The following is an 18,467-nucleotide window of genomic DNA, read 5'->3' as shown; positions in this document are numbered from 1 at the left end:
CCTTCCGTTTTTTATGCGGGCGGACGCTCCACGCCGGCGCTCATTGACCGCCGCCGTTCTCGTCCAGGCGCGCGATGCGCAGCAGGTTGGTCGTGCCGGCGGCGCCGAAGGGCATGCCGGCCGCGATCACGATGGCCTGGCCGGGCCTGGCGAGGCCCTCGCGGCCGGCCGTGGCGCAGGCGAAGTCCGTCATCTCCGACACCGACTCCACATCGTGCACCAGCACCGCATGCACGCCCCAGGCCAGGGCCAGGCGGCGCGCCGTGGCCAGCTTGGGCGTCATGCCGATGATCGGCGCCCGCGGGCGTTCGCGCGCCACGCGCAGGGCCGAGTGGCCGGACATGGTGTAGGCGACGGTCGCGGCCACGTCCAGCAGGTCGGCCACGTTGCGCAGCGCCAGGCCGATGGCGTCCGCAATCTCGGCGCGCGTGGGGTGCTGGGCCGCCTTGATACTCTCGGCGTACCAGGTATCCGATTCGGTGTGCTCGATGATGCTGTTCATCATCTTGACGGCTTCGACCGGGAACTGACCGGAGGCCGATTCGGCCGACAGCATCACCGCATCCGCCCCGTCGTAGACGGCGGTGGCGACGTCGGAGGCTTCGGCGCGGGTCGGCACCGGCGCCGACACCATCGACTCGAGCATCTGGGTTGCCACGATCACCGGCTTGCCGAGGCGGCGGCAGGCGCGCACGATGCGCTTCTGGATCGCCGGCACCTGCTCGGCCGGCATCTCGACGCCGAGGTCGCCACGCGCCACCATCACCGCATCGGCCGCCTCGACGATCGCGTCGAGCTGGGCGATCGCGGCCGGCTTTTCGAGCTTGGCGACGATTCCGGCGCGGCCCTGGACGATTTCCTTGATCTCATGGATGTCCTCGGCCCGCTGCACGAAGGAGAGCGCGATCCAGTCCACGCCGAGGGCCAGCCCGAAATCCAGGTCCCTGCGGTCCTTCTCGGTCAGTGCCGACATCGGCACCACCACGCCCGGCACGTTCACGCCCTTGCGGTCGGACAGCATGCCGCCGGCCACCACGACGGTATCGGCGTAATTGTCGCCGAAGCGCTTGACCTGCAGTTCGATGCGGCCGTCGTCCAGCAGCAGGCGCGCGCCCTCCTCCAGGGCTGCGAAGATTTCCGGATGCGGCAGCGCGACCCGCTCGACGTCGCCCGCTTGTCCGCTGTTCAGGTCGAGCCGGAAGGCGGCGCCCGGCGCGAGTTTCACCGGGCCGTTGGCGAAGCTGCCGATGCGCAGCTTCGGCCCTTGCAGGTCGAGCAGCACCCCGATCGGCCGGCCCAGGGATTTTTCCAGGTCGCGCAGGATGGCCAGCCGCGCCTTGTGGTCCTCGTGGGTGCCGTGGCTGAAGTTCAGGCGGAAGACGTCTGCGCCCGCGCGGAACATGGCTTCCAGGGTGGCCGCGCTGGAACTGGCGGGACCGACGGTGGCGACGATTTTGGCTTTGCGATTGCGATTCATGTTTCATTCCTGGATGCCGGGTTGATGAGGAAGGCCCGGAAATCGTTGACGTTGGTGAGTGTCGGCCCGGTGACGACCGAGTCGCCCAGCTGCTGGAAAAAACCGTGGCCGTCGTTGCGGTCCAGGCTTTGCTGCGGCCTCGTTCCAAGGGCGAAGGCGCGTTCGAGGGTCTGCGGCGAAAAGTAGGCGCCGGCGATTTCCTCGACGCCGTCGACGCCGTCGGTGTCGCCGGCCAGGCCGTGCACGCCCGGCTCGCCGCGCAGGGCAATGGCCGCGGAGAGCAGGAATTCGACGTTGCGCCCGCCCCTGCCGTCCCCCTTGATGGTGACCGTGGTCTCGCCGCCAGAGAGCAGCACGCACGGGGTAGCGAAGGGCTGGCCGCGGCGTGCGGCCTGCAGGGCGATGGCGGCCATCACCTTGCCGGCCTCGCGCGCTTCGCCCTCGACGCTGTCGCCGAGGATATACGCCTTGACGCCCGCCGCTTCGGCAACCCGCGCCGCCGCTTCGAGCGCCATCCGGGGCGTGGCAACCATGTGCACCGTATTTCCCGCCAGGCGCGGGTCGCCCGGTTTCACGGATTCGCCGGCGCCGCTTGCCAGGACCTGGCGTACCTGCGGCGGCAAGGCGATACCGTAGCGCTCGACGATGGCCAGTGCGTCGGCGCAGGTGCTGGCGTCGGCCACCGTGGGACCGGAGGCGATGTCGCGCGGGTCGTCGCCCGGTACGTCGGAGATCAGGAGCGTGTGCACCCGCGCCGGATGGCAGGCAGCGGCAAGGCGGCCGCCCTTGATGCTTGATAAGTGCCTGCGCACGCAGTTCATTTCGCCGATGCTGGCGCCCGAAGCGAGCAGCGCGCGGTTGACCGCCTGCTTGTCCGCCAGCGTGATGCCGGGCAGCGGCAAGGGCAGCAGCGAGGAGCCCCCGCCCGAGATCAGGCACAGCACGGTGTCGTCGGCCGTCAGGCCGCCGACCAGCGCGAGCATGCGTCCGGCGGCGTCCAGCCCGGCCTGGTCGGGCACCGGATGCGCGGCCTCGACGATCTCGATCCGCTCGCAGGGCACCGCATGGCCGTAGCGCGTGACCACCAGCCCTTCCAGCTTGCCCGGCCAGTGGCGCTCGACCGCGCGCGCCATCTCGGCCGAGGCCTTGCCGGCGCCGATCACGAGCAGGCGGCCGCGTGGGGCTTCCGGCAAATACGCCGGGATGCACAGGGCCGGCTGGGCCGCCGCGATCGCGGCCCGGAACAGGCCTTCGAGGAAGTCACGCTCGCTCTCCATATCTTTCTCCAGCACGTAGGACGGGTTCAGGCCGAGGCCTTCTGGCCGCCGGCCAGGCCGACGACATTCAGGTCGACCGGCACAGGGGCTTCCTCGACCGGCTTGGCCAGCGACGGCACTTCCTGGCCGTCGAGGATGCGGTGCATGCGCTCGCTGTCGACGCCGCCCACCCACTTCGCGATCGCCACCGTGCCCACCGCATTGCCGATTGTATTCGTAATCGCCCGCGCTTCCGACATGAAGCGGTCCACGCCCAGCAGCAGCACCATGCCCGCGACCGGGATGTTGCCCATCGAGGCGAGCGTCGCCGCCAGGGTGATGAAGCCGGAACCGGTGACGCCGGCCGAGCCTTTCGAGGTCACCATCAGCACGCCCATGATCACGAACTGGTCCAGTAGCGACAAGGGCGTGTTCGTGGCCTGGGCGATGAAGATCGCGGCCATCGTGTAGTAGATGCACTGCCCGTCCGGGTTGAAGGTGACGCCGGCCGGCACCACCAGGCCGACCACGGGCTTCGAGACGCCGAGGTGCTCGAGCTTGTGCATCAACTGCGGCACGACCGACTCCGAGGAGCTGGTTCCGAGAACCGTGAAGATCTCGTCCTTGATATAGCGGAGGAACTTCCACAGGCTGAAACCCGAGACGCGGGCAATCGCATTGAGCACGACGAAGATGAAGGCGAGGCAGGTCAGGTACATGCAGCCCATCAGCTGGCCGAGCGAGAGCAGCGAGGCCAGGCCGTATTTGCCGACCGTGAAAGCGATGGCGCCAAAAGCGGCGATCGGCGCGATGCGCATCACCATCCGCACCACCACGAACATGGCGTTGCTGAAGGCTTCCAGCATGTCGACCACCGGTTTCGCCGCACGTCCCATATGCGACAGCGCCACGCCGAACATGGTCGCGAACACGAGGATCTGCAGGATGTCGTTCTTGGCCAGCGCATCGACCACGCTGGTCGGCACCATGTTCAGGAGGAAGTCGACGAAGCCGGTCGACCTGGCGGCGGCGGCCGTGTAGTTGGCGATCGAGTGGGTGTCGAGCGCTTTGGCGTCGACGTTCATGCCGGCGCCGGGCTGGAACACGTTGACGACGATGAGGCCGAGCAGCAGGGCGAAGGTCGACAGGACCTCGAAATAGATCAGGGCGCGGACACCGACGCGCCCCAGTTCCTTCATGCTTTCCATGCGGGCGATGCCGAGCACCACCATCGCGAAGATGACCGGTGCGAACACCATCTTGATCAGGCGGATGAAGACGTCGCCGAAGGGTTTGAGGTCGGTGCCCAGCTTGGGATAGAGGAAGCCCAGCAGGCCGCCGGCGAGCACGCCGATCAGGACCTGCACGTACAGTTTTCCGAAAATGCGGGTTGACATGATGTCTCCTTGATGTCTGCTGCTTGCAGCGCCCCCTCCCCGCTCTGCGGCGGGTGTTGTACGAGGGGACGCGGGTATTTCTGAACCGGGCCGCAGGGCGCGGCGCCGGTGGACGAACCGGTTTTACGCTGCGGCGCGCTCGCCGCGGGCTTTGATCCAGTCGCACACCGCCCGGGTGACTTCGACGGTGGTGGCGCTGCCGCCCAGGTCGCGCGTGTGCAGCGAAGGGGTGCTGGTCACGCTTTCGATGGCCGCCATCACCTGCTGCGCGGCTTCGGATTCGCCGAGGTGCTCGAGCAGCATGACGACCGACCAGAAGGTGCCGATCGGGTTGGCCAGGCCTTTGCCCATGATGTCGAAGGCCGAACCGTGGATTGGCTCGAACATCGACGGGTAGCGGCGCTCGGGATCGATGTTGCCGGTCGGGGCGATGCCCAGGCTGCCGGCCAGCGCCGCGGCCAGGTCGGAGAGGATGTCGGCGTGCAGGTTGGTGGCGACGATCGTGTCCAGCGTGGCCGGACGGTTGACCATGCGGGCCGTGGCTGCGTCGACCAGTTCCTTGTCCCATTTCACGTCCGGGAAGTCGCGCGAGACTTCCAGCGCGATCTCGTCCCACATCACCATCGCATGGCGCTGGGCATTGCTCTTGGTGATCACCGTCAGCAGCTTGCGCGGACGCGACTGCGCCAGTGTGAAGGCATAGCGCAGGATGCGCTCGACGCCGACGCGGGTCATCATGCTGACGTCGGTCGCCGCTTCGATCGGATGGCCCTGGTGCACGCGCCCGCCGACGCCCGAGTACTCGCCTTCCGAATTCTCGCGCACGATCACCCAGTTCAGGTCTTCCGGTGCGCAGCGCTTGAGCGGACCGTCGATGCCGGGCAGGATGCGGGTCGGACGCACGTTGGCGTACTGGTCGAAGCCCTGGCAGATCTTCAGGCGCAGGCCCCACAGGGTGATGTGGTCGGCGATATCCGGGTCGCCGGCCGAGCCGAACAGGATTGCGTCCTTGCCGCGCAGTGCGTCGAGGCCGTCGGCCGGCATCATGACGCCATGCTTGCGGTAGTAGTCGCCGCCCCAGTCGAAGTCTTCGAAGGCGAACTGGAAGCGGTTGCTGCCTGCAGCCAGCGCCGCCAGGACTTGCTGGCCCGCCGGCACGACTTCCTTGCCGATGCCGTCGCCTGGGATGGTTGCGATTTGATAGGTTTTCATTGCTGCTGTCTCCGTCTGGGTAGGTGATGTCGTGCATGCACTGTACCGGGGGACGGACGGTCCGGAACGACGCCGGACTCAAACCATTATTAACTCCAGCTTAACAATGCATCGGGGGCGGCGTTGAATGTTGACTGCTGGGCTGGATGACCCGTGCTACGCAGTACGTAGGGGCGGAAGGCGGGAGTGACGCAAGGTGGGGCCCCGGCAGAACCCGGGGAAACGGTCTGGTGGCCTCATGGTCAAGCATACTGCCAGGTTCTGCAGTCCCATGGATAATGCTGCCCAGACATATCAACGTGTGAGCGTAAAACATGAAGTGGATCATCACGAAATACCTGGTCACCGCGGCGGTCGTCGTGCTGGTGTCCGAGCTGGCCAAGCGCAGCGACCGCATCGGCGGCTTCATCGCAGCATTACCCATGGTCACGCTGCTGACCCTCGTCTGGCTGCACCTGGAGAACCAGCCGGCGGCCAAGGTCGCCAACCACGCCTGGTACACCTTCTGGTACGTGGTGCCGACGCTGCCGATGTTCCTCGCCTTTCCCTGGCTGCTGGGCCGGCTCGGCTTCTGGCCGACCCTGGGGGCCTGCACCCTGCTCACGGTGGCCTGCTTCGGTGCCTTCGCGCTGGTGGTGAAACGGTTCGGAATCGTGCTCCTTTAATTCTTGCAACGCAAACGCAGGATGCGACATCTAATGGGTGCAAGAACAACATCCACCTACAGAGGAGCATGCCATGAGCAAATTTACCCACAAGCTGTTGTGCGCCACCATTACCGGCGCGTTCGCCCTCGCCGGTAGCGCCTTCGCGCAGACGGCGCCGGACGACGCCCAGATTGCCGGTATCGTCGTTGCCGCCAACCAAGTCGATATCGATGCCGGCAAGCTCGCGCAAAAGACGACGAAGCAGGCCGAGGTGAAGTCGTTTGCCAAACAGATGGTGACCGACCACACCGGCGTCAACAAGCAGGCGGGCGCGCTCGTGAAAAAGCTGAAGGTGACGCCGACGGACAGTGATCTGAGCAAGAGCCTGAAAGCGGGCGGCGCCGAGAACATCGCCAAGCTCAAGGGGCTCAAGGGCAAGGAATTCGACAAGGCCTATGTCGACCACGAAGTCGCCTACCATCAGTCCGTGATCGACGCGCTCGACAAGACCCTGATCCCGAATGCGAAGAATGCCGAGCTGAAGGACACGCTGGTCAAGACCCGTCCGGCTTTCGTGGCCCACCTCGAGCACGCAAAACAGCTGCAGTCGGCAATGAAATAAGGCGGCGGCCGTGGCTTTCCTTCTAAAAAGGGCGGGCTGCGCGCTCGCCCTGCTGGCCGCGCTCGGCCCGGCGGTGCAGGCGGCCCCGGCCGTGCACACGATCCTGATCGACGGAATGCGCTTCATCCCGCAAACTGTCGAGGTAAAAGCAGGCGACACCGTCGTGTGGCGCAACAAGGACCCGTTCCCGCACACGGCGACCGCTACACAGTCCGGCAGCGGCGGTCCGAGCTCGCCGGCGATCGCCCCCGGGGCCAGCTGGCGCTTCAAGGCGGCCAAGCCCGGGTCCTACCCCTACCTGTGCACGCTGCACAGCACGATGACGGCCACCCTGGTCGTGAAATGAAGGAGCGCTCGATGGAACAACGCAGACAAGCCGATCCGGCGCAGGCGACCGATCCCGACCTGGCCGGCCTGGTCGCCGCCGGCGATCCGGGCGCCTTCGAGGTGCTGATGCGGCGCCACAACGGCGCCCTGTACCGGACCGCGCGCAGCATCGTGCGCGACGACGCCGAGGCCGAGGACATCGTCCAGGAATCCTACCTGCTGGCCTACCGCAAGATGGCACACTTCCGCGGCGACGCCAGCCTGGCCACCTGGCTCACCCGCATCGTCGTCAACGAGGCGACGGGAAGGCTGCGCAAGACGCGGCGGCGGGCCGACATCATCGCGCTGGTGCCGGGAGCGAACGGGTTCGAGACCGACGGAGAGGAAGCCATGAGCGACGAACCTGGCGCGCCAGAGACGCCGGACACCGCGGCGCTGCGCGCGGAAGCGCGGCGCCTGATCGAAGCGCGCATCGACGCCCTGCCCGACCAGCTGCGCACCGTCTTCATGCTGCGCGCGGTGGAGGACCTGTCGGTCCAGGAAACGTCGGCGGCGCTCGGCATCCCGGAGGCGACGGTGCGCAGCCAGTATTTCCGCGCCCGCGGCCTGCTGCGCGAGGCGCTGGCGCGCGACTTCGACCGGGCGGTCGATACGGCGTTTTCCTTCGATGGGGAGCGTTGCGACCGGATTGTGGCAGCGGTGCTGGCGCGGCTGTAAGGGACGGCCGACATCGGGGATCATGCTGTAAACCAGCGCCCCTGGCAGAGTGAGCCCGGCAGCTCCGTCGGCAGCGGCCGGCCGCGACGCCTTGCTCGCTGCACTTGTATTCAAACTGCCGGTGTTGGTTAGTTACTTTTCAGTCGTTTGATGTGCTGCGGAGGCTGTGGCTTCGCGCCGACCAAAGAACCTCGCACACAAGCCGGCATGGACAGTGCCGGCGCAAGCACGCTCAGCCATGGCCTGCGCCAGCCTAGCGTCCCACCCCAACGCCGATGCCGACGCCGGAACCGCGCCCCCAGCTGCCCCAGCTGCCGAAAATGGAGGTCGAGACGCCGCCGTAGCCGGCACCGTTCTTCGCCGCTAACTGGACAATACAATTGCGCCAGGGATCGGAGTTCGCCGGGTAGCCCAGCTGCGTGCAGGCCGGCCCGTATTCAGCGATCATGCGGTCCATCTCAGCTTGTTGCTTCATCGCTTTTTCTTGAGGGCTGGCACATCCAAGCAAGCAAACGACGCTCGCTGCCGTCAACATTAAAACGCGCATGGTGGTTCTCCTTGGAAACGGCCGATCGAAGCGGCTCGCGTCTGGCAGGGTGTGCAACGATCATACATCCCAACGCGCTGGATACACGGCCAGCACGCGCAATCGACGCAGCTTCATGAAAGATGCATAATCGACGGATCCGATCGCACCACGCCAGGAGCCGGCATGGACGGGTATCTCGAGGATGAGTTCGACATTGCGCAGCTGGTGCCCGGCTTTCGTGCGCCCGTGGCCGCAGGCGCGCTGCCCGCCGATGGCGCGGCGCTGGACGCGGCCGATGCCGGGATGCGGCAGTGGACCAGCCGGGCCGAGGGCCGTTTTGCCCCCGGCTCCGACCTGCATCGGCGCGAAACCTGCCGCATGTTCCGCGACACCTTCAATCCCTACCGGCCGGCCGTGCTCGACTGGCCACGGCTGGCGCCGGCGGCGCTGGCGCGCATCGTCGCCCTGCCGATCTGGGACATCGCGGTCCAGACCGAGGGCAAGGCCAGGCTGCGGATGGCGGCCTATGCCGGGACGGTGCCGGACCCGGACATGCGCGCCGCGCTGGCCCTCAATGCCTGGGAGGAAAACCGCCACAAGGAAGTCCTGGCGCGCATGGTCGCGGCCTACGGCATCCGCCTCGCGCCCGAAGCGCCGTATGCCTGGCCGGCCGATGCGGAACGGGCTTACCTGGTCACCGGCTTCAGCGAGTGCATCGACAGCTTCTTCGCCTTCGGCCTGTTCGAGGTCGCCCGCCGCTCGGGCCTGTTCCCGCACGAACTGGTCGACACCTTCGAGCCCGTGATGCAGGAAGAGTGCCGCCACATCCTGCTGTTCGCCAACTGGATCGCCTGGCATCGCGCGGGGCTGTCGCGCTGGCGGCGGCTGCGTTTCGAAGCGAAGGTGGCGGCGGTCTGGGCCTTCCTCGTGTGGGAACGCATCGGCCTGGCGCGCGCCGTCGAGGGGGATGCCGCCGCCCAGGACAACAACTTCACGCTGAACGGCGCGCAATCGGTTGCCTTTGATCCGCCCGCCCTGCCCGAACTGCTGGCGCTCTGCCTGGCGGAAAACGCGCGCCGCTTCGCCGGCTACGACGAACGGCTGCTGCGCCCCACGACGGTACCGCGCCTGGTGCGCGTCGCCCTGCGCCTGCTCGGGCGCCGCCCTTCCTAGATCGGAGCTGCCGTGTTCGCGCCCCCTCCATCGATCCCAGCGCCGCTAGCCGAGATAGCCGGCGCGTCCGAACCAGTCGAGCGCCGCCTGCAGCGCGGCAGCGTGTGGACGCGGCCGGTAGCCGAGCTCGCGCCCGGCCTTGGCGGAACTGAAGAACATCCGGTTGCGCGACATGCGCAGGCCATCCACCGTCAGGAAGGGTTCGTGTCCGGACAGGCGCGCCATGGCCTCGGCCGCGTGCGCCAGCGGGATCAGCGGCGCCACCGGCAGGCGCAGGCGCGGCACGCGCCGTCCCGCGAGAAGCGCAATCTCGCCCAGCAGCTCGCGCAGCATCAGGTTCTCGCCGCCCAGGATGTAGCGCTCGCCCACCCTGCCCTGCGCCAGCGCCAGCAGGTGGCCCTCGGCAACGTCGGCCACGTCGACCACGTTCAGCCCGGTCTCGACATAGGCCGGCATCCGCCCGCTGGCCGCCTCGACGATGATGCGTCCGGTCGGGGTCGGCCGCAGGTCGCGCGGACCGATCGGGGTCGACGGATTCACGATGACGGCCGGCAAATTGTCCTCGAGGACCATGCGTTCGACCAGGCGCTCGGCCAGGATCTTGCTGCGCTTGTAGGCGCCGATCGCCTCCTGCGGCGCGAGCGGCTCGTCCTCGCGGGACTCCACCGTCGCCGGGCCGACGCGCAGGGTCGCCACGCTGCTCGTGTACACGACGCGTTCGACCCGTGCCGCCAGCGCCGCGCGCATCACCGAGGCCGTGCCGGCCAGGTTGTTGCGCACGATCTCTTCCGGATCGCGTGCCCAGAGCCGGTAGTCGGCGGCCACGTGCAACAGCGAGCGCACGCCGGCCAGGGCCTGTTCCACGGCCGCCTGGTCGCGCATGTCGGCATCAAACACTTCGGCGTCGAGCCCGGCGAGGTTATCTCGCGGACTGCTGGCGCGCACCAGCAGGCGCACCCGGTAGCCCTGCGCCGCTGCCGCGCGCGCGACGGCCGAACCGATGAACCCGGCCGCGCCGGTGATCAGGACCGTTTCCTGCCCATCCATGGTGGCCTCCCCGCGCGCCGGGAGGGTGGCGCACGTGCGGGAATTGTAATCCTGCGCGCTTTGGTTGAACACATTCGGCTGAACACAATCAAAACAACTCCCCAACCAGGACGCCAGACAGGGAGCTTGACTCCAGTCTCGAAGACGATGGAAAAACGTGAGCAACCATACGCAGGGTGCGCACCAGCAGCACGGTCGGTTGAACTGGCCAAGTACGGGGAGGGTCCAGCATTTCGTCGTCCGCGACCCGTTGTTGACATGCTGTTGGCCCACCGCATCCGACTCGACCCGACACCTGTGCAGTGTGATTACTTTGCGCGCGCGGCAGGCACCGCACGCCGCGTCTGGAACTGGGCCCTGGCGCAGTGGCAGCGCCAGGTAGCTGCTGGGCAGCGCCCCAACGCGATGGCACTGAAAAAGCATTTCAACGCTATCAAGTATGCACATCCAGACTGGCTCAATGCCGAAGGTCAGCCATGGTTGCGCGCCATCCACCGCGATGCCACTCCCAACCATTCGCCAACCTTGCCAAAGCATGGCGCCGTTACGTTGCCGCGCTACGCGATCAATTTGAAACGGCTCGCAACCGGCGCCTGTGCGGCGCAGTCTGCGCTACCCGTGGCGAGCTTGGCGGCAACGCCAGGCACTGCCGCCGGCATGGGGTCGGCGGGAGACGGGAAAGTCACGCCTGCCAGGCACGAGCACGGTCGGACAGACGGCTCGGGGCAGGAACAAAACGATGCTCACTTTCGAGCACATTTTTGAAAGCAGAACGTCCATGCGAGTCATCCTAGCCCAGCCGCGCGGCTTCTGCGCCGGCGTGATCCGCGCCATCGAGATCGTCGAGCGCTCGCTCGAACGCCACGGTGCGCCGGTGTACGTGCGCCACGAAATCGTCCACAACAAGGCCGTGGTCGACGGCTTGCGCGACAAGGGCGCGATCTTCGTCGACGCCCTCGAGCAGGTGCCGCCGCGCGCGGTCACCATCTTCAGCGCGCACGGCGTCGCACGCAGCGTCGAGGCCGAGGCCGCCGGCCGCGGCCTGCACGTGCTCGACGCGACCTGTCCGCTGGTCGCCAAGGTCCACCTGCAGGGCCGCCAGTACGCGGCCGGCGGCCGGGTCGTGATCCTGATCGGCCACGCCGGCCATCCGGAAGTCGAGGGCACGACCGGCCAGATCGACGGCCGCGTGCTGCTGGTGCAGAACGAGCGCGACGTCGAGGCGCTCGACCTGGCGCCCGACACCCCGATCGCCTACGTCACCCAGACCACCCTCAGCGTGGACGACACGCGCGGCGTGATCGCCGCCCTCGAGCGCCGCTTCACGGACGTCGTCGGCCCCAACGTGCGCGACATCTGCTACGCCACCCAGAACCGCCAGCGCGCCGTGCGCGAGCTGTGCCGGCAGGTCGACGTGCTGCTCATCGTCGGCGCCGCCAACAGCTCGAATTCGAACCGGCTGCGCGAGATCGGCACCGAATGCGGCATCCCCAGCTACCTGCTGGCCGGCGGCAGCGAGCTCGATCCCGCCTGGGTGGCCGGGGCCGGTACGGTCGGCATCACGGCCGGCGCCTCCGCGCCCGAGGCGATGGTGGAAAGCGTCATCGATGCGCTGCGCCGCCTGGCCCCGGTCGAGCTCTCGACGATGGACGGCCTGGTCGAGCACGTGGAGTTCCGGCTGCCGGCCGAACTGTCCGGCCACGCCGCCTGAGGGGAACGGACATGGCCATTCCGATGCTGCAAAAGACCCTCGTCGGCGCCTACGTCCTGCGCAAGCACCTGGCGGGACAGAAGCGCTATCCGCTCGCCCTGATGCTCGAACCGCTGTTTCGCTGCAACCTTGCCTGCGCGGGTTGCGGCAAGATCGATTATCCCGACGAGATCCTGAACCTGCGCCTGTCGCGCGAGGAGTGCCTGGGCGCGGTCGACGAGTGCGGCGCCCCGGTCGTCTCGATTGCCGGCGGCGAGCCGCTGCTGCACAAGGAGATGCCGGAGATCGTGGCCGGCATCGTCGCGCGCCGCCGCTTCGTCTACCTGTGCACCAACGCGCTGATGATGGAGAAAAAGCTGGACCAGTACCGCCCCAGTCCGTTCCTGGTGTGGTCGGTGCACCTCGACGGCGACCGGCAGATGCACGACCGCTCGGTCTGCCAGCCGGGCGTGTACGAACGGGCGGTGGCGGCAATCGGGCGCGCCAAGGCAGCCGGCTTTCGCGTCAACATCAATTGCACGCTGTTCAATGACGCCGAACCCGAGCGCGTGGCCGCCTTTTTTGACTCGGTCGAGGAACTCGGCGTCGACGGCATCACGGTCTCGCCCGGCTATGCCTACGAACGCGCCCCGGAGCAGGACCACTTCCTCACCCGCTCGAAAACCAAGCAACTGTTTCGCGACATTTTTGCGCGCGGCGACGGCGGCCGCAAATGGGCCTTCAGCCAGTCCAGCCTGTTCCTGGACTTTTTGGCGGGTAACCAGACCTACCATTGCACGCCCTGGGGCAACCCGGCGCGCACCGTGTTCGGCTGGCAGCGCCCCTGCTACCTGCTGGGCGAAGGCTATGCCGCCAGTTTCAGGGAACTGATGGACGAGACCGACTGGGATGCCTACGGCACCGGGCGGTACGAAAAATGCGCCGATTGCATGGTGCACAGCGGCTACGAGGCGAGTGCCGTGCTCGACACCATCGCGCACCCGCTGGCGGCAGCCAGGGTCGCGCTGGCGGGCGTGCGCACGGGCGGGCCGATGGCGCCGGACCTGGCACTCGACAGCCAGCGCCCGGCGCAGTTCGTGCACGCGCGCCACGTTGCCATCAAGCTCGAAGAGATCCGCGGGCGCCGCGCGCCGCGCAAGGCTGCCGATTCCGGCTGAGACGGAGACAGGTAAATGGCCTCTGCCCTCACCGTCGCTGGAGCGCTGCTGACCGCGCTGGCCACGCTGTACGCGCTGGCCGCGCTGCTGTGCAGTCCGCGCACCTGGCGGCCCCCCAGGGGTGGCGTGGCCCCGGTTCCGGTGAGCGTGCTCAAGCCCCTGTGCGGCGCCGAACCCAACCTGGAACGCAACCTGATTACCCTGTGCCGGCAGACCCATCCCCAATACCAGCTCGTGTTCGGCGTGCGCGACCCCGGCGATCCGGCCGCCGCGATCGTCGCCGGCCTGGGGCGGCGCTTTCCCCGGCTCGACATGTGCCTGGTGACCGACCCGCGCGTGAACGGCAGCAACCTCAAGGTGAGCAACCTGATCAACATGCGGGCGGCGGCGCGCCACCCGTGGCTGGTGCTGGCCGACAGCGACATCGGCGTCGGCCCCGACTACCTCGAGCGCGTGAGCGCGCCGCTGGCCGAGCCCGGCACCGGCATCGTCACCTGCCTCTACCGCGGGGTCGCGGCCGGCGGGTTCTGGAGCCGGCTGGGGGTCCTCTTCATCGACAGCTGGTTCGCGCCCTCGGTTCGCGTCGCCAGCCGCGGCGGCAGCAGCGCCTTCGGTTTCGGCGCCACCATCGCGCTGCGCGCCGGGACGCTGGACAGGATCGGCGGTTTCGAGGCGATCAAGGACCGGCTGGCCGACGATTTCTGGCTCGGCGAACTGACCCGGCGCCAGGGCCTCGCAACGGTCCTGTCCGAGGTCGAGGTCACGACCGACGTCACGGAGCGCAGCCTGGCCGCGCTCTGGGCGCGCGAGCGGCGCTGGATGCAGACCATCCGCTCTCTCAATCCGCCCGGCTACGCCTTCTGTTTCGTCACCTTCACATTGCCGATGCTGGTGCTTGGCCTGTGGCTGGCGCCGGCGCCGTGGAACTGGGCGGTGGCGCTGCCCGGCCTGGGTGCGCGCCTGCTGCTGCACTGGCGCGCCCAGCCGCATCTTGCCGCGCTGCCGCTCGCGCTGGGGTTGGCCCCCCTGCGCGACTGCCTGCTGCTGATCGAGTGGCTGAGCGCCTTCGCCGGCAGCACCACCCGCTGGCGCGGGCACCTGCTGCGCGTGGACGGGCGGCGCGCGACGGGCGCCGTGCCGGCCGCGCTCGAAAAAACCTGAACCCGGGAGCCTCCCATGATGAAAACCCTGTTCCTGCAAGCGCCCTCCTTCGACGGCTTCGACGGTGGCGCCGGCTCACGCTACCAGGCGAAGCGCGAGATCCGTTCGTTCTGGTACCCGACCTGGCTGGCCCAGCCCGCGGCCCTGGTGCCCGGCAGCCGCCTGCTCGACGCCCCGGCCGACGGCCTGTCGGTGGCGCAGGCGCTGGCCATCGCGCAGGAGTACGAGCTGGTCATCATGCATACCAGCACACCCTCCTTCCCGGCCGATGCCCGCTTCGCGGAACTGATCAAGGAACACTCGGCGGACATCATGGTCGGCATGGTCGGCGCCAAGGTCGCGGTCGACCCTGGCGCCTCGCTGCAGGCCAGCAGCGCCATCGACTTCGTCGCGCGCGAGGAATTCGATTACACCTGCCGCGACGTTGCCGAGGGCCAGCCGCTGGCCGGCATCGCCGGGGTCAGCTGGCGCGACGCCGAGGGCGGCATCCACCACAATGCCCCGCGCCCGATGATCGAGGACATGGACGCGCTGCCCTTCGTGGCGCCCATCTACAAGCGCGACCTGAACCTGCGCAACTACTTCATCGGCTACCTGAACTACCCCTATGTTTCCCTGTACACCGGGCGCGGCTGCCGCTCGCGCTGCACCTTCTGCCTGTGGCCGCAGACCGTGGGCGGACACCGCTACCGGATCCGCTCGCCGGAGAGCGTGCTGGCGGAGGTCCGCTGGATCAGGGAAAACATGCCCGAGGTGAAGGAGATCATGTTCGACGACGACACCTTCACCGATTTCCGGCCGCGCGCCGAGGAGATCGCGCGCGGTCTCGGCGCGCTCGGCGTGACCTGGTCCTGCAACGCCAAGGCCAACGTGCCGTATTCGACGCTAAAGATCATGAAGGAAAACGGCCTGCGCCTGCTGCTGGTCGGCTACGAATCGGGCGACGACCAGATCCTGCTGAACATCAAGAAGGGCCTGCGCACCGACATCGCGCGCCGCTTTGCCGCCGACTGCCGGGCACTCGGCATCACCGTGCACGGCACCTTCATCCTCGGCCTGCCGGGAGAGACGCGCGAGACGATCGCCAAGTCGATCGAATTTGCCAAGGAAATCAACCCGCATACGATCCAGGTCTCGCTCGCCGCCCCCTATCCGGGCACGAAGCTGTACGAGCAGGCGCTGGAAAACGAGTGGATCCCGCCGAACAAGACCATCCACCTGGTCAACGAAAGCGGGGTCCAGCTGGCCGCGTTGAATTACCCGCACCTGTCGAGCCAGGAGATGTACCACAGCCTCGAGCAGTTCTACCGCAGCTTTTATTTTCGGCCGGCGAAGATCTGGGAAATCGTGCGCGAAATGCTGCGCAGCTGGGAGATGACGCGCCGGCGCCTGCGCGAAGGGGTGGAATTCTTCCGCTTCCTGCGCGAGCACGGCGCGGAGCAGGCGTGAGAGGAGCAGAATGCACTGCCCCGGCCTGATCATCACCGCCGACGATTTCGGCCTGCACGAGAGCGTCAACCGCGCCGTGCTGCGCGCCCATCGCGAGGGGGTGCTGTGCGCCGCCAGCCTGATGGTCGGGGCGGCCGCCGCGCCCGATGCGGTGGCGGCCGCGCGCGCCTGTCCCGGCCTGCGGGTCGGCCTGCACCTGGTGCTGGCCGACGGCGCCGCCGTGCTTCCGCCGCGCCTGATCCCCGACCTGGTGGACGCGAACGGCCGCTTCGGCGCGCGCATGGTCCGTGACGGGTTCCGCTTCTTCTTCCTGCCGCGCGTGCGGCGCCAGCTGGCCGCCGAGATCCGCGCCCAGTTCGAGGCCTTCGCCGCGACCGGCCTGGTGCTCGACCACGTCAACGCGCATAAACACTTCCACCTGCACCCGACCGTGCTCTCGCTGATCCTCGGCATCGGCCGCGAATTCGGGCTGCGGGCGGTGCGCCTGCCTGACGAAGCTGGCCTGCCGGCCGGGCTGCAACCCTGGCTGCTCCTGCTGCGCGCCCGCCTGCGCGCAGCAGGCATCGCGCACAACGACTACCTGATCGGCCTGCGCCTCTCGGGCCGCTTCGACGAGGACGCGCTGCTGGCGGCCCTCGAGCGGCTGCCGCCGGCCGGGATCGGCGAACTCTACCTGCACCCGGCGCTGGAGTCGGGCACGGCGATCGCCGCCTCGATGGCAGGCTACCGCCACGCCGACGAATTCGCCGCCCTGGTCTCGCCGCGCGTGGCCGAGGTGCGCGCCTCCCTGCGCGCAAGCGGCTTTCGCTTCGGCGGCTTCACCGACCTGCTGCCCGCATGAGCCGCCTGGCCATCGGCGGCGCCCTGGCCGGCCTGCTCCTGCTGAGCGTACTGGTCGCCTGGCAGGGGTGGCACGACGTGCTGGGGGCCGTCGGGCAAGCCGGCTGGGCGCTGCTGTGGCTGGTGCCGCTGCGCCTCTTCACGCTGGCGCTCGATGTGCGCGCCTGGCAGGTTTTGCTCGGACCGGCGCCGGGGTTCTCCTTCCTGCTCTGGGTGGCAACCGTGCGCGAAGCCGTCAACCGCCTGCTGCCGGCGGCCGGCGTCGGCGGCGAGGTGGTCGGCGTGCGCCTGGTGCGCACGCGGCTGCCCGATACCGCCGCCATCACCGCCAGCGTGATCGTTGAGGTGCTGCTCACGATGGTCGTGCTCTACCTGTTCTGTGGCCTGGGCGTGGTGCTGATGGCGCACATCGCCGCCGGCATGCCCCAGGTGGGCGTGATCGCGGCCAGCCTGGCGCTGTCGCTGCCGCTGCCGCTGCTGGCCTGGTGGCTGCTGCGCCATGGCGCGCCCTTCCAGCGCCTCGAGCGCTGGAGCCTGCGCCTGCTCGGTGCGCGCGGCACGCTGGCAGGTCTCGACGGCGCCGCGCTCGACGCTGCGGTGGCGCGCCTGTTCGGCCGCCATGGCGCGCTGCTGCGGGCATTGGGCTGGCAGCTGCTCTCTTACCTGCTCGGCAGCCTCGAGACCTGGACTGCGCTGCGCCTGCTCGGCCATCCGGTCGACCTCGCGACCGCAATCGCAATCGAGGCGCTGACCCAGGCCGTGCGCCACGCGAGCTTCGTGGTGCCGGCCGGCCTCGGGGTACAGGAGGCCGCCGTGCTGCTGTTCGGCTACCTGGCCGGTGTCGGCGGCGAAACCGCGCTGGCGCTGGCCCTGGTCAAGCGCATGCGCGAGATCGTGCTCGGCCTGCCGGCCCTGCTGTCCTGGCACTGGTTCGAAGCCAGGCGCCTGCGCCGGAGGCAGCCGGCGCCGCGCGTGCGGCCGCGCTAAGCTCACACGGCCGCGTTATGGGCAGCCAGGTACTTGATCAGACCATCGATCCCGCCGGAAGCGAGCTGGGCCGCGAACTGGCGCCGGTAGACCTGGATCATCCAGGCGCCCATCATGTTGATGTCGTAGATCTTCCAGCCGGCCCCGGTCTTGCGCAGGCGGTAGTCGATCGGCATGCGCTCGCCCTCGGTCAGCACGCTGGTCCTGACCACGGCGTCGGCGGCGCCCTCCGCGAGCGGCGCCGCCGGCGCGTAGGTGAAGCGCGTGTCCTGCTCGCGGATCTGGGTCAGCTGGAGGGCGAAGGTGCGCGCCAGCAAGGTCTGGAACTGCCCGACCAGCGCCTCGCGCTGGGCCGGCGTGGCCTTGGCCCAGGCCGGACCGACCGCATACTGGGTGGTCAGGGCGAAATCCGTGGCCGGCAGAAAATGTTGCTGGACCAGCTGGTAGATGCGCTCCGGGTCGCCGGCGCGGCCGCCGGGGTCGTTGTGGATGGCCGACATCACGCGCTCGATGGTGGTTTTTACAGCATGGTCGGGCGATCCGGCCCCGGCCTGCTGGTCGGGCTGAACGCGGGCTTGCTTCCCCGCCTGCTCGGCATGGGCCGGGAAGGCCGGCGCCAGCATGGCCAGCGAAAGAATGATCGACGCTTTCATGGAGTCTCCCTGCTTGCGTGCGGCCTTAATACGACATCGCCAGCATACGCCGAAGCCGGCCTGGATGGTACTTGGTACTATGGCGTATCCGCGCCGGCCCAATTC

Annotated in this window: 19 protein-coding genes; 12 read left to right on the top strand and 7 right to left on the bottom strand. The window is 68.4% G+C overall.

All coding sequences use genetic code 11. From position 1 onward, the window contains the following. Positions 1-40 precede the first annotated feature (40 nt). The 4 genes from pyk to ACI48I_RS07325 form a co-directional block, all read right to left on the bottom strand. On the bottom strand, positions 41-1,477 hold the full coding sequence (gene pyk, locus ACI48I_RS07340; RefSeq protein WP_498573765.1) for a pyruvate kinase: 1,437 nt from the start codon (positions 1,475-1,477) through the stop codon (positions 41-43). Next, positions 1,474-2,754: a glycerate kinase type-2 family protein gene (locus ACI48I_RS07335; protein ID WP_498573764.1), complete on the bottom strand. Its 1,281-nt coding sequence runs from the start codon at positions 2,752-2,754 to the stop codon at positions 1,474-1,476. The genes pyk and ACI48I_RS07335 overlap by 4 nt, the downstream gene beginning before the upstream one ends. Positions 2,755-2,780: 26 nt before the next feature. Further along, positions 2,781-4,130, bottom strand: coding sequence for a dicarboxylate/amino acid:cation symporter (locus tag ACI48I_RS07330; RefSeq protein WP_498573763.1), 1,350 nt, complete (start codon positions 4,128-4,130; stop codon positions 2,781-2,783). Between the two features lie 123 nt (positions 4,131-4,253). Beyond that, positions 4,254-5,342 carry a tartrate dehydrogenase gene (locus ACI48I_RS07325; protein WP_193685254.1) on the bottom strand — a complete coding sequence of 363 codons (1,089 nt, stop codon included), beginning with the start codon at positions 5,340-5,342 and terminating at the stop codon, positions 4,254-4,256. A 314-nt stretch (positions 5,343-5,656) separates the two neighbouring features. Between ACI48I_RS07325 and ACI48I_RS07320 the strand changes: the two genes are divergently transcribed. The 4 genes from ACI48I_RS07320 (at position 5,657) to ACI48I_RS07305 (ending at position 7,655) form a co-directional block, all read left to right on the top strand. Further along, entirely contained in the window at positions 5,657-6,007 is a 351-nt protein-coding gene (locus ACI48I_RS07320; protein ID WP_498573762.1) for a DUF3147 family protein, read from the top strand. 73 nt (positions 6,008-6,080) lie between these two features. Then, positions 6,081-6,611 carry a DUF4142 domain-containing protein gene (locus ACI48I_RS07315; RefSeq protein ID WP_498573761.1) on the top strand — a complete coding sequence of 177 codons (531 nt, stop codon included), beginning with the start codon at positions 6,081-6,083 and terminating at the stop codon, positions 6,609-6,611. A gap of 10 nt (positions 6,612-6,621) precedes the next feature. Next, positions 6,622-6,957 carry a cupredoxin domain-containing protein gene (locus ACI48I_RS07310; protein WP_498573760.1) on the top strand — a complete coding sequence of 112 codons (336 nt, stop codon included), beginning with the start codon at positions 6,622-6,624 and terminating at the stop codon, positions 6,955-6,957. A gap of 11 nt (positions 6,958-6,968) precedes the next feature. After that, the gene (locus ACI48I_RS07305; RefSeq protein WP_498573759.1) at positions 6,969-7,655 is read left to right on the top strand and encodes an RNA polymerase sigma factor; all 687 of its coding nucleotides are present in this window, start codon (positions 6,969-6,971) and stop codon (positions 7,653-7,655) included. A 253-nt stretch (positions 7,656-7,908) separates the two neighbouring features. On the opposite strand, the gene ACI48I_RS07300 is transcribed toward ACI48I_RS07305, so the two are convergent. Next, a complete protein-coding gene (locus ACI48I_RS07300) occupies positions 7,909-8,130 on the bottom strand; it encodes a hypothetical protein (protein WP_498573758.1) in 222 nt (73 codons plus the stop codon). 237 nt (positions 8,131-8,367) lie between these two features. On the opposite strand from ACI48I_RS07300, the gene ACI48I_RS07295 reads away from it, so the two are divergent. Further along, positions 8,368-9,357, top strand: coding sequence for a ferritin-like domain-containing protein (locus tag ACI48I_RS07295; RefSeq protein ID WP_498573757.1), 990 nt, complete (start codon positions 8,368-8,370; stop codon positions 9,355-9,357). A 45-nt stretch (positions 9,358-9,402) separates the two neighbouring features. Here the strand turns inward: ACI48I_RS07295 and hpnA are convergent, their stop codons facing one another. Continuing rightward, the gene (gene hpnA, locus ACI48I_RS07290; protein WP_498573756.1) at positions 9,403-10,404 is read right to left on the bottom strand and encodes a hopanoid-associated sugar epimerase; all 1,002 of its coding nucleotides are present in this window, start codon (positions 10,402-10,404) and stop codon (positions 9,403-9,405) included. 258 nt (positions 10,405-10,662) lie between these two features. Here hpnA and ACI48I_RS07285 point away from each other — a divergent pair, with 258 nt between their 5' ends. The 7 genes from ACI48I_RS07285 to ACI48I_RS07255 are packed head-to-tail and all read left to right on the top strand — an operon-like array spanning position 10,663 to position 17,709. After that, complete coding sequence (locus ACI48I_RS07285) at positions 10,663-11,169, top strand: helix-turn-helix domain-containing protein (RefSeq protein ID WP_498573755.1); 507 nt, start codon at positions 10,663-10,665, stop codon at positions 11,167-11,169. 13 nt (positions 11,170-11,182) lie between these two features. Then, positions 11,183-12,115: a 4-hydroxy-3-methylbut-2-enyl diphosphate reductase gene (gene ispH, locus ACI48I_RS07280; protein ID WP_498573754.1), complete on the top strand. Its 933-nt coding sequence runs from the start codon at positions 11,183-11,185 to the stop codon at positions 12,113-12,115. An 11-nt stretch (positions 12,116-12,126) separates the two neighbouring features. Beyond that, positions 12,127-13,272: an adenosyl-hopene transferase HpnH gene (gene hpnH / locus ACI48I_RS07275; protein WP_498573753.1), complete on the top strand. Its 1,146-nt coding sequence runs from the start codon at positions 12,127-12,129 to the stop codon at positions 13,270-13,272. A 15-nt stretch (positions 13,273-13,287) separates the two neighbouring features. After that, on the top strand, positions 13,288-14,433 hold the full coding sequence (gene hpnI / locus ACI48I_RS07270) for a bacteriohopanetetrol glucosamine biosynthesis glycosyltransferase HpnI (protein WP_498573752.1): 1,146 nt from the start codon (positions 13,288-13,290) through the stop codon (positions 14,431-14,433). Positions 14,434-14,448: 15 nt separating this feature from the next. Further along, positions 14,449-15,882, top strand: a complete 1,434-nt coding sequence (hpnJ, locus tag ACI48I_RS07265) for a hopanoid biosynthesis associated radical SAM protein HpnJ (RefSeq protein ID WP_498573751.1) — start codon at positions 14,449-14,451, stop codon at positions 15,880-15,882. Positions 15,883-15,892: 10 nt separating this feature from the next. Then, positions 15,893-16,723, top strand: a complete 831-nt coding sequence (gene hpnK, locus ACI48I_RS07260) for a hopanoid biosynthesis-associated protein HpnK (RefSeq protein WP_498573750.1) — start codon at positions 15,893-15,895, stop codon at positions 16,721-16,723. Further along, on the top strand, positions 16,720-17,709 hold the full coding sequence (locus tag ACI48I_RS07255; RefSeq protein ID WP_498573749.1) for a lysylphosphatidylglycerol synthase domain-containing protein: 990 nt from the start codon (positions 16,720-16,722) through the stop codon (positions 17,707-17,709). The genes hpnK and ACI48I_RS07255 overlap by 4 nt, the downstream gene beginning before the upstream one ends. A gap of 2 nt (positions 17,710-17,711) precedes the next feature. Here the strand turns inward: ACI48I_RS07255 and ACI48I_RS07250 are convergent, their stop codons facing one another. Further along, positions 17,712-18,362 (bottom strand): MlaC/ttg2D family ABC transporter substrate-binding protein, encoded by a 651-nt coding sequence (locus ACI48I_RS07250; RefSeq protein WP_498573748.1) that lies wholly within the window; start codon positions 18,360-18,362, stop codon positions 17,712-17,714. Positions 18,363-18,467: the final 105 nt, after the last annotated feature.

The organism is Massilia sp. LXY-5, assembly GCF_059801075.1.
This window is presented reverse-complemented; position numbering and strand designations above follow the sequence as displayed.